This window comes from Lentiprolixibacter aurantiacus, assembly GCF_026241225.1.
GTDB lineage: Bacteria > Bacteroidota > Bacteroidia > Flavobacteriales > Flavobacteriaceae > Lentiprolixibacter > Lentiprolixibacter aurantiacus.
Map to the genome: position 1 here is coordinate 1512515 of NZ_JAPFQP010000001.1, position 12510 is coordinate 1525024.

Genomic DNA, 12510 nt, shown 5'->3' on the forward strand with positions numbered 1-12510 from the left:
TGTCTGACTAAAGTTTAAAGTAATCGATATAGGTCTGCAGGTCTTTGTCGCCCCTACCGGATAAATTGAATACAACAATATCTTCTGGCTTAAAGCTGCGATGATCAAATATGGCAAAGGCGTGTGAGGTTTCAATAGCGGGGATTATGCCTTCCAGTTTAGAAACCAGTAATCCGGCTTCCATAGCCTCTTTGTCTGTTATGGAAATGAATTCGCCCCTTCCGGATGTGTAGAGGTTGGCATGCATGGGGCCAACCCCGGGATAATCCAGTCCGGCCGAAATGGAATAAGGTTCAGTGATCTGGCCATCCCCGGTTTGCATGAGGAGGGTTTTACTACCATGGATGATGCCCACTTTTCCCAATGCTGAGGTGGCAGCACTTTCACCGGTATGAATGCCTTTGCCGGCAGCCTCCACAGCGATTATGCCTACTTCCGGATTGTCCAGGTAATGGTAGTACAGGCCAGCTGCATTGCTTCCCCCCCCTACACAGGCTACCACGTAATCCGGGTTGGGCGTTCCTTCTTTTTCAATAAGCTGCTGTTGCACCTCTTCCGAAATAACCGACTGGAAACGTGCTACCATATCGGGGTAGGGGTGTGGTCCTACAACAGAACCAATGATGTAATGTGTATTAACCGGGTTGTTGATCCAGTCCCTGATAGCTTCATTGGTCGCATCCTTGAGGGTTCTACTGCCGGAAGTTGCCGGTTTTACAGTGGCACCAAGCATCTTCATTCGGGCAACATTGGGCGCCTGCCTGGCGATATCGACCTCACCCATATATACAACACATTCTATACCCATCAAAGCACAGACAGTAGCCGTGGCTACCCCGTGCTGACCAGCGCCGGTTTCGGCAATGATCCGGTTTTTACCCAGGCGTTTGGCCAGGAGTATTTGCCCTATGGTATTGTTTACCTTATGGGCACCAGTGTGGCACAGGTCTTCCCTTTTCAGGTAGATTTTGGTATTGAATGTATCCGAAAGGCGTTTTGCAAAATACAACGGTGTAGGCCTGCCCACATAATCGCGCAGCAGTTGCCGGAATTCTTCCTGGAAGTCCGGAGCTTCCATGATTTCAATGTACTGCCTGCGCAGTTCGTCTGTGTTGGGGTAGAGCATTTCCGGTATAAATGCCCCTCCGAACTGTCCATAATATCCTTTTTCGTCAACGTTATAGCTCATCGTCTACTTATCGAAAATTAGTTTTATAAATTGTTTTAGGCCCGGAATGTCCTTGACTCCCGGAGCCGTTTCAAATTTGCTGTTTACATCCAGGGCGTGGCAATATCTGGCCTCTGGTGATCTCATAAAGCGGATCAGCTGGGGGACTTCTCCCAGCCCTATTCCTCCACTTAAAAAGTAAGGTTTTTTTAAGGGATATGCCCTGAGCAATTCCCAGTTGAAGGCATAACCATTACCGCCCGGAAGTTTTCCCTTAGTATCGAAAAGGAAATAGTCACATACCTCTTCGTAAGGGACAATTCCCGAGAATTCAAATTCATCATTCACGGAAAAAACCTTGATCAATTCTATTTTTTGAGTGTTGTTTCCAAAGGCTGTTGATAATTCTTTTCGAAGGGCAAGACAAAATTCAGGGCTTTCCTCACCATGCAACTGCACCAGTGACAATTTAAATTGCCCCACCTGCGCAAGGATATAGGGTATTGAGGCATCTACAAAGACGCCCACTCTTTTAATATCATCCGTTAGGCCAGCCGGTGGCTGAGAAATGAATCTCGTAGAAGGTTTCCAGAAAATAAATCCCAGGTAGTCCGGGGCCAGATCCGCTACCTCCTGAGGGTTTTCCTTCATGCCACAGATCTTTAGTTTCATCCCCTGATATTTTGTATAAATTCTTCAGCTGATTTTCCGGGATCCCCACTTTTCATAAAGTGCTCTCCTACCAGGAAACCCTGATATCCAAAACCCTGCAAATTGAGAATCGCATCAGTGTTGCTGATGCCACTTTCAGAGACTTTTACCATGGAATCCGGAATATGCCCGGAGAGTTGCCGGCTAGTTTCCAGGTCTACTTCAAATGTTTTGAGGTTCCGGTTATTGACCCCCAGCATCTGGATTCCCGGAACAAGTGAATTATTGAGCTCCTCCAGGTTATGCACTTCCAGGAGTACTTCAAGTCCCAGATTGATGGCAAGTTCGCTGAAAGTTCTGATTTCCGCTGGTTTCAGAACAGCTGCAATGAGCAGTATTGCATCGGCACCATATGCCTTTGCTTCAATGATCTGGTATTCGTCTACAGTAAAGTCTTTGCGCAGCAGGGGCAGATCTACAACGGACCGGGCCAGGAGGAGGTCGTCCAGGGAACCGCCAAAATACTTGCCATCAGTGAGTACGGACATGCCGCTGGCGCCTGCCTTTTGATAGCCAATAGCCACTTTGTAGACATCCAGGCCGTTATTGATCACCGACTTTGAAGGCGAGCGCCTTTTGTGTTCTGCAATAATACCTGCCCGTGCTTGTCTGAGGTTTGCCGAGAGTGAAGGGGATTCCCGTTCAAACAGCGGATAATTCTCCAGGGAACTCGTGGAGATCAACTGTTTTTTCAGGGCAACTTCCCTTCTTTTATCGGCTACTATTTTTTCAAGAATATCCATTTAGGCACTCAGTTGTTGCAATTTTTTTAAAGCCTCCAGGGCCCTTCCGCTCAGAAGAGAATCCATAGCCTTTTCAAAGCCATCCTTGGGACCGATGTTCTGTACTGTACTTATGGCCACCCCGGCATTGGCACACACTACGTGGTTCTGTGCATGAGTTCCTTTTCCCTGCAAAATATTCAAAAAGGTTTGGGCAGATTCTGCTACCGTGTTCCCTCCGGCAATTTCTTTCGGTTGAACCTGGTCAACGCCAAAATCTGACGGATTCAGGATACCCTCGCTTTGATTGGAGATGGTTTTTGTAGGACCGGTCAGGGAAATCTCATCATAGCCGTCCAGGGCGTGCAATACGGTGAATTTCTTATCCGTATTCTGATAGAGGTAACCATACATCCTGGCCAGTTCCAGGTTAAAAACACCTACCATCTGGTTTTTGGGAAAAGCAGGATTTACCATGGGGCCCAGCATATTGAAAAAGGTTTTAACTGCCAGTTCCTTCCTTATGGGAGCCACATGTTTCATAGCCGGGTGGAAGAGGGGGGCGTGAAGAACGCAGATACCAGTTTCATCAATGCATTTTTTAAGGAAATCCGCTTCATTGCTGAATTTGATTCCCAGGAACTCCATAACGTTGCTGCTGCCGCAGGTGGAAGACACACCGTAATTTCCGTGTTTGGTTACCTTGATACCCGCACCTGCTGCTACAAAAGAGGCCAGGGTTGAGATGTTGAAGGTGTCTTTGCCATCACCCCCGGTACCGCAAAGGTCTACCGGGTCAAATTCAGAAAGATCTACCGCAAGGCATAGGTCGAGAAGGGCATCGCGGAAGCCTTCCAGTTCCTCTATGGTAACACTTCGCATCATATAGACTGTGAGGAATGCAGCTATCTGACTGGTGTTGTAAGCTCCCTGGGCCATATTGACCAGTATTTGCTGTGCGTCTTCCTTGGATAGGATTTCGTGATTGATCAGCCTGTTTAGCGTTTCTTTCATTATGCTTGGTTTAACCAGTTTTCTAAAATTTGCTTTCCATGAGGAGTAAGTATGGATTCCGGGTGGAACTGAACCCCTTTGACATCGTATTCGCGATGGCGAAGTGACATAAGCTGGCCCTGGGTGTCATATGATGTTCCCTCAAGGCAATCCGGCAATTCCGGGTCTACCACCCAGGAATGATAGCGGCCCACTGGGATTTCCTCAGGAAGACCATCAAAAATAGGGTCTGCTTTAGTAATTTTTACATCGGTCGCAATGCCGTGGTAGACCTCGGACAGGTTAATTAGTTTGCCTCCAAATACTTCGGCTATGGCTTGTTGCCCCAGGCATACGCCAAAAATACTCTTCTCTGCTGCATAGGTGGCAATGATATCCTTGAGTAAACCTGCTTCATCCGGGATGCCCGGGCCTGGTGAAAGCACGATCTTTTCAAATGGGGCAACTTCAGATAGATCAAGCTGATCATTGCGCCTGACCACTACTTGGGCACCCAGTTCCTCCAGGTAATGGACCAGGTTATAGGTGAAGCTGTCGTAGTTGTCTATAACGAGAACTCTTTTCATATCAAATCTGTTCTGCCAGTTCCAGGGCCCGATTCAGGGCGCCAAGTTTGTTGTAAGTTTCCTGAAGTTCCATTTCAGAATCTGAAGCTGCCACCAGCCCGGCACCAGCCTGATAATGCAGGAGATGATTTTTGCTCAGGAAGGTTCTGATCATAATAGCGTGATTAAAATCGCCATCAAACGCCATAAATCCTATGGCTCCTCCATAGTAATCCCTGTTGTTCTTTTCGTATTTCTCAATAAGTTGCATGGCCATATGCTTGGGAGCCCCGCTCAGGGTTCCTGCAGGAAAAGTATCGGCAACAATCTTCATGGTGGGTACATCCGGTTTGATCTTTCCCGTGACTTTAGACACCAGGTGAATTACATGAGAGAAATACTGTACTTCCCGGTAGTTGTCCACATGAACCATATTCCCATGCCTGCTCAGGTCGTTGCGGGCCAGATCTACCAGCATTACATGTTCGCTGTTTTCCTTATCGTCTTCAGTCAGTTTCTTGGCCAGGCGGGCGTCTTCCTCGTCATTACCAGTACGTTTAAAAGTGCCCGCAATTGGATGGATTTCTGCCTTGCCTTTCTGCACCACTAACTGCGCCTCAGGGGAACTTCCGAATATCTTAAAGTTACCGTAGTCAAAGTAGAAGAGGTAGGGGGAGGGGTTTATGGACCTGAGGGCCCGGTAAACATTAAATTCATCACCCTTGAAACCCTGGGAAAAACGACGGGACAACACCAGTTGAAAAACGTCACCCCTCTTGCAATGGACTTTTGCCTGCTCCACCAGTTCCATGTACTCTTCATCGCTAAGGTTAGAAACTGCCTGTCCGTCCTTGGTGAAAGAGTAAGAAGAAAAAGTCCTCACACTTAACAGCTGTTCCAGGTCTTCCAGGTTAGGCTCACTTTCATAGCAATGCGCAAAGAGGTAAGCTTCATTCTTGAAATGGTTTATGGCGATAATATTTTGATAAACAGCATAATATACATCCGGGATGCCCAATTCGCCTGATTTTTTCTTCAGGTCGATATCTTCAAAATAACGAACCGCATCATAGGCCATGTACCCAAAAAGTCCGTTGTTGATGAATTTAAATCCGTTTTTATCTACTTCAAATTTCTGACTAAACTGATGTATAAATCGGGGTACATCGGTTTTGCTGTCTACAGGGGTCTGGATAGAAGTTCCGTCCGGGAAGAATTCGGTAATGGTTTCATCTGCGATCTGTATCCCGGCTATGGGGTTGCAGCAGATATAGGAAAAGGTATTGTCGTTGGCCCGGTAATCGCTGCTCTCAAGCAGGATGCTGTTGGGAAAGCGATCCCTGATCTTCAGGTATACACTAACCGGGGTAAGTGTATCGGCTAAAATCTGCTTGTAATGGGTCTTTAATCTGTAACGCATCTTTGTCTTGGGTCTAAAAATCAAAAAGGCTTGTCGTGGAAGACAAGCCTTTTTGTACAGCAATACAGGGGTCTCTCACGACATTATCTGTTCGTTTGTCCACCACCAGTTATTTGCTGTTGTTTTGTTCATCTGGTCAAAGATAGAAAGGAATTTCAGAAATCCAAATCAAAAATAAAACCCGGCCGTTAAAATTTGGGCCGGGTCTTTGCAAATTTTCTTTTTCTAGAATTGGAGGTCTACCACCAGGTCGAACTCGTCGTAAATGGTCTTGTCGCCCAGGTTGTCGAAAAAGCTTCCGGAACCGTAGCGCACGTCGTATTCAGAACGGTCTACTTTCATAGTAGCTGTAGCCTTGCTTCCGTATACTGATACATCGAAAGTAACGGCTTTGGTAATACCTTTAATAGTCAGGTCTCCAGTTACCTCGTAGGAGTTTTTCCCATTGGCCTTAACTTCAGTGAAGACCAGGGTAGAAGTAGGAAATTTTTCTACTCCGAAGAAGTCGTCAGATTTCAAGTGTCCTTCCAGCTTCCCTTTATATTCTCCTTCCAGATCCTGAGAGATCAGACTTTGCATATCAACTACAAACTCCCCGCCAACCAGCTTGTCGCCTTCAAAAGACAGAGATCCGCTTTGCAGGTTGATGATCCCGTAGTGAGATCCAGTTACTTTGTATCCTTTCCAGGTTACGGTGCTTTCGCCAGTCTTAACTTCCTTGGTTACAACTTCAACTGGTGTGGAGGCTGTAACAGCAGTTCCAATTACTACGGCCAGAGCCAGGCTTAGTACATTCTTTTTCATGTTTCTGTTTTTTAATAATTATTAATATGTGGTTTAAAATTTATCCAGTAATAAATTGAGTGAACTCATTTCCTCTTCGCTCAGTTGGGCTACCAAAGCCGCTTCGGCCTCTGTAACAGCCTTGTCCATTTGTGTCAAAGCATCTTTTCCTTCCTGAGTGATGGTGATCTCCACTTTGCGCCGGTTGGTTTCGCATACCACCCGATCTACATATCCCTTAAGCAGGAGTTTGTCTACCAGTCTTGTGGTATTACTCATCTTACGAACCATACGGTCGTTCAGGGTACTCATGTTTGCGGGCTTTCCTTTCTGGCCCCTGAGTATCCTTAGCACATTGAATTGCTGTAAAGAGACTCCGAAAGGCTTCAGTGCATTGCCCAATTCATCACCAATTTTGTTGTTGACCAGTGTAAGGTGTATGATGGTCCGACTCGGTAAAGCAATGGGCGTTTTTGTCTTAATAACAGCTTCAACATTCATGTCACTACAACATTTGTATATACAAATATAGTAATTGTATCTTTGTATCCTAATGTATGTAGCGCTAAAATTTTGTTAATTGTGGATCCTGCCCATCTACAACGCTACATAAGTAACAGAATCAATAGCATCAGAGTTGTATCTTCGCGCCTCATAATTTAAAATAACACTTAAAGTATGGCAGACTTAAGTCAACAGGATTGGACAGTAAAACTCAATAATGACGACAACGCCCTTATTCTCGATGTGCGTACCCCGGAAGAGTTTGAGGCCGGCTACATCCCCGAGGCCATCAATATCAACATATACGAAGGCCAGGGTTTTCTCGATGCCGTCAATAAACTGGATAAATCCAAAAACTACTACGTATATTGCCGGTCTGGGAATCGCAGTCGCCAGGCCTGTGCATTGATGAACAATCTTGGTTTTGACCAGGCTTATAATCTCGAGGGAGGTATTCTGGACTGGAAGGGAAAGATTATCCAGTAACTCAATAAAATTTTCCTTACAGTTTGCCGCTTGCAGTGTCCTGATGCATCTTCAGGCGCATGCAGGAATCACTGTTGCACATCCTTTGGGAGCATCAAAAGTTGCCCTACACAGGTTTAGTCCTTATTACCGGAGAGGAATTGCAGATCTGGGATCCGGGCATCCATAATTCAAATGCCGGCCCTGATTTTCTGAATGCCCGGATTGTAATTGCGGGGATACTCTGGGCAGGACATGTGGAATTGCACTTCAGGTCTTCTCACTGGAATTTACACGGTCATAGTACGGATCCCAACTACCAGAATGTAATTTTACATGTGGTATGGGAAGACGATAAACCCGTTCTCGGTTACCACGGAAGGCCCATGGCCACGCTTCAGCTCAGGGATTTTGTTTCCAAAGACACCCTGGCCGCCATATGGGATATGCAATCCCTTACAAGTGGGTTTCGGATCAACTGCCAGCAGGATCATCACGCTGTACCGATAATTATTAAGGAAGACTGGTGGTACAGCCTTTACAGGGAGCGCCTTTTGCATAAGGCGAACGAGCTTAGAACCTGGCTGGCTGTTAGCAGCAACAACTGGGAACGGGTGTTGTTTATTAGCCTGTTGAAGGGTTTCGGTCTTCATGTTAATGGAGCTGCATTTCTCAGTTTGGCGCTAAAGCTGGATTATTCGATCGTCAAAAAATTGGGGCACGACCAGTTGCAGTTGGAAGCCCTATTTATGGGCATGTCCGGCCTGATTGAAGCTGCTTCAAAAAGTGATTCCTATATCGGGGAGTTGCAATTGGCCTTTCAATACCAATGCACCCGCTTTACCCTAAATAGAACAGGAATACTTCAACCTGTTTTCCTCAGGCTCAGGCCCTCTAACTTTCCCACAATTCGCCTCTCACAACTCTCGGTTTTGATAGTTTCACAACCCCGCCTTTTCGGAAAACTGATATCAACTTTCAATCGAAATCAGTTGCATAAGCTGTTATCTGTGTCTGCCTCGAGCTACTGGGAAACCCATTACACTTTTGGAAATTTGTCCAAAAGAAAACCCAGAAAAGTATCTGCCGTATTCATGGATCTACTAATAATCAACTCGCTAATTCCTGTTCAATTCACCTACGCTCATGCCATGGGAAGGAATATCTGGCCGCAGCTCAGGTCTCTGCTGGAAAGCATCCCGCCTGAAAACAACCACGTCCTCGGTAATCTGTCCCGGTTGGGGATGCCGCCAATCAACGCGCTTCAGAGTCAGGCATTGCTGCAGAAATATGAACATTACTGTGCAAAAAACCATTGCCTTGATTGTGCTATCGGGAGGTATTTATTAAAAGGAATATAGTATTTTTAATCCATGAATATTTTTTATCAGATCCTTTACTATTTCCAGAAGCGAGGTTTTGAGGTTAGCAGGAGAATCGCTGAACGCCTGGGTATCCGAGCCCGGGTTGTTCGCACTACATTTATATACCTAACGTTTGTAACCCTGGGGTTTGGTTTTGCCCTGTATCTCTTCCTGGCTTTCTGGTTGAAAATCAAAGACCTGGTGTATACTAAAAGAACCTCTGTATTCGACCTTTAGTAATGATAAGACTTTTCCGATCTAAAATATTACTGGCCCTCTTTCTGATGTTTACCGTGCTGCTTGCAGGGGTACTGGGCTACCGCTATATTTCCGATTACACCTGGCTTGACGCCCTGTATATGACTATTATTACCGTCACTACAGTAGGCTTTATGGAGGTGCGCCCGCTGGATGCAGAAGCCAAGGTGTTCACTGTATTGCTGATTGCGAGCAGCGTCTTTATTTTTGCCTATGGCATATCGGTAATCACAGAATACATCCTGAGTAAGAATTCATTGCAAATCCTAAAGAAGAAAAAAGTGAAAAACAAGATCAACAGTCTTTCCAACCACGTTATTTTGTGTGGTTATGGCAGGAATGGCATGCAGGCAGCAGAGCGATTAAAAGCCTATAAAAAGCCTTTTGTGGTTATTGAAAATGACGAAAAGATCATTGAGAAGCATGAAGATGATGTCCTCTTTATCAATGGAGATGCCAATGAAGATGAGGTGTTGATTGAGGCAGGGGTAAAAGTAGCTCAGTATCTGATCGTAACGCTACCCGATGATGCCGCCAACCTTTTCGTGGTACTGTCTGCCCGGCAGTTGAATAAGGATTTGTTTATCATAAGCAGGGCCTCGCAGGTAACTTCGCAGAAGAAGCTAACCCTTGCAGGAGCGGACAAGGTTATTATGCCGGATAAGATCGGGGGCGATCATATGGCCTCCCTGGTGGTTATACCGGACCTCATAACGTTTATGGATAAATTATCAACCGAGGGGGAGCATACCACCAACCTGGAAGAAGTGGCCATTGAGGATTTTGCAGATCAGATCGAGTGTACTTCCCTTCGCGACCTGGACCTCAGGAGGCGAACGGGCTGTACTATTATAGGATATATTGAGCCCGATGGGAATTATATTATCAACCCCGAGGCAGACCTCAAGATGGAACCCAAGAGCAAAGTGATTGTTCTTGGCCGACCGGAACAGATCAGGAAACTAAATAAGATGTTCCATATCGAATAGGGGTATTTTCCGTAATATTTGATTGTGTAGGTATTTTTTAGGATATTGCCGCCCTACAAATCCGATTCAAAACCAAAACAAATCAACATGAAGGAGAAACTTCTCACATTAACCGCACTCTTATTGCCTTTATTAACCTTTGCTCAGGAAAGCTCAGAGATGGGACTGGATGAGCGCATAAATGCATGGTTTGAACCCATTACTGCGGTTTGGGAAGGGATCGTGTTCTGGGAAGTCCCGGGTACGGGTATTCCGCTGATTGTGATAATCCTGGTACTGGGTGCCACCTTTTTTACACTGTACTTTGGTTTTGTCAATATCCGGAGGTTTCCACTGGCCATAAATGTAGTAAGGGGAAAATATGATTCCGTTGAAGAGCCCGAGGGACATGGCGTGGAACAGGCAGAAGTCAATATTGTAGACGGTGATTTGCCCGATACTATTCGCGATGAAAGCAAACAGGGAGAGGTAAGTCATTTCCAGGCTCTGGCTACAGCCGTGTCAGGTACGGTAGGACTGGGTAATATAGCAGGTGTTGCACTTGCGATAGCTATAGGTGGTCCAGGGGCTACTTTCTGGATGATCGTATGTGGGTTGCTCAGTATGTCTACCAAATTCGTGGAATGTACCCTGGGTGTAAAATACCGTGATGTAGACGAAAATGGTACCGTTTACGGTGGTCCTATGTACTACTTGTCTCGTGGATTAAAAGAACGCGGTTTTATAGGGCTGGGTAAGGCACTGGCAGTACTCTTTGCCATACTATGCGTGGGGGCTTCCTTTGGTGGAGGTAATGCCGTACAGTCTAACCAGGCAGCAGAGCAGTTGGCTGCCATGTTAGATCTTCAGGGTGGATCCACCGGATTTATAATCGGCATGATACTGGCATTTATAGTAGGTGTAGTGATCATCGGAGGGATCAAGCGAATTGCTTCCGTAACCGAGAAGATCGTTCCTTTTATGGCAGTTATCTATGCCCTGGCCTGTATTATTGTTATTGCAGCAAACTTCAGCTATGTAGATGATGCTTTTGTCCTGATTTTTAAAGGAGCTTTTACTCCTGAAGCTGGTCTGGGCGGACTGTTTGGTGTGCTAATTATTGGATTCAGGAGGGCGGTATTCTCCAATGAGGCTGGTGCTGGTTCTGCGGCTATTGCGCACTCCGCTGTTAAAACCAAGTATCCTGCCAGTGAAGGGATTGTGGCACTGCTGGAACCTTTCATTGACACGGTCGTTATTTGTACCATGACAGCCCTGGTGATCATTTTTTACAATAGTGGAGGTGTTTTTGAATACGGAGGTGACGGAGTAGGCAATGTACTGGTCAATGGTGAAGCCGTAGGAGGGGTAAACCTGACATCCATGGCTTTTGAATCGGTATTGCCATGGTTTCCATATGTACTAACCCTTGCGGTTGTGCTGTTTGCTATTTCAACCATGATCTCATGGTCATACTACGGGCTGCAGTCCTGGAAATTCCTGTTTGGCAGGGGTAAGGTCGCAGACCTGGTTTACAAAATTCTATTTATTGTGTTTGTAGTGATTGGGGCTTCTGCATCCATGGGTGCAGTTTTTGCCTTCTCGGATGCGATGATCCTCGCCCTGGTGTTTCCGAACATGCTCGGGTTGATGTTGCTCTTCCCGAAAGTACGGGAAGAATTGTCAAAATACCTGCAGGCGATTAAAAGTACTTCTAAGTAAGACGCAATTACAGACATAGGGAATCCCACTGGCGTTTCAGCAAACAGGAACGAAGTGGGATTTTCTTTTTGCTCATGATCATTTTCCTGTTGCAGGGGTTTCGCTATTTCCTGCTAAAGGCTCCACCCAAAGAACCGGACCTTGTTTTGGAAGAACATCCTTCGGCAGTTCGCTGGTTGGATTCGTTGCGGACTTCGGCCGGTAAGGACGATCGTGTCTTCAGCTACAATCCGAATTTCCTTACGGATTATCAGGCCTATATGCTGAGGATAACCCCGGAAGAAACAGACCGTATTTTTGCTTATCGGGCTGCAGGCAAATGGATACATTCGGAAGAGGATTTCTGGACTATTTCTAAGATTGGGGAGGATCGAAGAAGCACGATAGCTTCCCGACTTCGTTTTAAAAGCAGGTCAAAAATGAGTCAGGCCAGGGTCGAAAAGGCGGGGCCCAATGAGCTGCCCAAACTCAGGGACATCAATCAGGCAGAGGCCGCTGAATTAATGGAAATCAAAGGGATTGGACCAGTCTTATCCGAACGAATCGTAAAATTTCGAAATCGACTGGGAGGCTTCCAGGTCAGTGAGCAACTGTTCGATGTATATGGCCTGGACCCGGAAGTGGTTAATCGGCTGCTGCACCGTTATGCGGTGTTGGAAAAACCGGAACTTGAACGCATCAATATCAACCAGGCCTCAGCAGATAAAATTGCTTCTCTCATTTACCTGAGCAGGAAAGTGGCCCGGAGGATTGTGGAATACAGGGAGCTTAATGGCCCCTTTGTAAACCTCGGGGAATTAACAAAAATTGAAGATTTCCCCTCAGATAAGATTGATAGAATTAGCCTATATTTGTCTCTCTAAAAA

Annotated in this window: 14 protein-coding genes; 6 read left to right on the top strand and 8 right to left on the bottom strand. The window is 46.0% G+C overall.

What is annotated here, in order from left to right; genetic code table 11:
• Positions 1-7: 7 nt before the first annotated feature.
• The 8 genes from trpB to OO016_RS06850 form a co-directional block, all read right to left on the bottom strand.
• Positions 8-1189 carry a tryptophan synthase subunit beta gene (gene trpB / locus OO016_RS06815; protein WP_266011844.1) on the bottom strand — a complete coding sequence of 394 codons (1182 nt, stop codon included), beginning with the start codon at positions 1187-1189 and terminating at the stop codon, positions 8-10.
• A 3-nt stretch (positions 1190-1192) separates the two neighbouring features.
• On the bottom strand, positions 1193-1840 hold the full coding sequence (locus OO016_RS06820; protein ID WP_266011846.1) for a phosphoribosylanthranilate isomerase: 648 nt from the start codon (positions 1838-1840) through the stop codon (positions 1193-1195).
• Positions 1837-2622, bottom strand: coding sequence for an indole-3-glycerol phosphate synthase TrpC (gene trpC / locus OO016_RS06825; protein WP_266011848.1), 786 nt, complete (start codon positions 2620-2622; stop codon positions 1837-1839). Before trpC ends, OO016_RS06820 begins: the two co-directional genes overlap by 4 nt.
• Entirely contained in the window at positions 2623-3615 is a 993-nt protein-coding gene (gene trpD, locus OO016_RS06830; protein WP_266011850.1) for an anthranilate phosphoribosyltransferase, read from the bottom strand. It abuts the gene before it with no gap.
• Positions 3615-4181, bottom strand: coding sequence for an anthranilate synthase component II (locus OO016_RS06835; RefSeq protein WP_266011852.1), 567 nt, complete (start codon positions 4179-4181; stop codon positions 3615-3617). Before OO016_RS06835 ends, trpD begins: the two co-directional genes overlap by 1 nt.
• Position 4182: 1 nt before the next feature.
• Positions 4183-5580: an anthranilate synthase component I family protein gene (locus tag OO016_RS06840; RefSeq protein ID WP_266011853.1), complete on the bottom strand. Its 1398-nt coding sequence runs from the start codon at positions 5578-5580 to the stop codon at positions 4183-4185.
• Positions 5581-5805: 225 nt separating this feature from the next.
• Positions 5806-6384: a YceI family protein gene (locus OO016_RS06845; protein WP_266011855.1), complete on the bottom strand. Its 579-nt coding sequence runs from the start codon at positions 6382-6384 to the stop codon at positions 5806-5808.
• Positions 6385-6417: 33 nt separating this feature from the next.
• Entirely contained in the window at positions 6418-6864 is a 447-nt protein-coding gene (locus OO016_RS06850; RefSeq protein WP_266011857.1) for a MarR family winged helix-turn-helix transcriptional regulator, read from the bottom strand.
• Between the two features lie 177 nt (positions 6865-7041).
• Between OO016_RS06850 and OO016_RS06855 the strand changes: the two genes are divergently transcribed.
• The 6 genes from OO016_RS06855 to OO016_RS06880 all read left to right on the top strand — a co-directional run bounded on the left by OO016_RS06855 (position 7042) and on the right by OO016_RS06880 (position 12507).
• Positions 7042-7353 (top strand): rhodanese-like domain-containing protein, encoded by a 312-nt coding sequence (locus OO016_RS06855; protein ID WP_266011859.1) that lies wholly within the window; start codon positions 7042-7044, stop codon positions 7351-7353.
• Between the two features lie 59 nt (positions 7354-7412).
• A complete protein-coding gene (locus tag OO016_RS06860; protein WP_266011861.1) occupies positions 7413-8693 on the top strand; it encodes a DUF2851 family protein in 1281 nt (426 codons plus the stop codon).
• 12 nt (positions 8694-8705) lie between these two features.
• Positions 8706-8933, top strand: coding sequence for a PspC domain-containing protein (locus OO016_RS06865; protein WP_266011863.1), 228 nt, complete (start codon positions 8706-8708; stop codon positions 8931-8933).
• A gap of 2 nt (positions 8934-8935) precedes the next feature.
• Positions 8936-9943: a potassium channel family protein gene (locus OO016_RS06870; RefSeq protein ID WP_266011865.1), complete on the top strand. Its 1008-nt coding sequence runs from the start codon at positions 8936-8938 to the stop codon at positions 9941-9943.
• A gap of 87 nt (positions 9944-10030) precedes the next feature.
• Positions 10031-11644, top strand: coding sequence for an alanine/glycine:cation symporter family protein (locus OO016_RS06875; protein ID WP_266011867.1), 1614 nt, complete (start codon positions 10031-10033; stop codon positions 11642-11644).
• A gap of 74 nt (positions 11645-11718) precedes the next feature.
• Entirely contained in the window at positions 11719-12507 is a 789-nt protein-coding gene (locus OO016_RS06880) for a ComEA family DNA-binding protein (RefSeq protein ID WP_266011869.1), read from the top strand.
• The last annotated feature ends 3 nt before the right edge of the window (positions 12508-12510 follow it).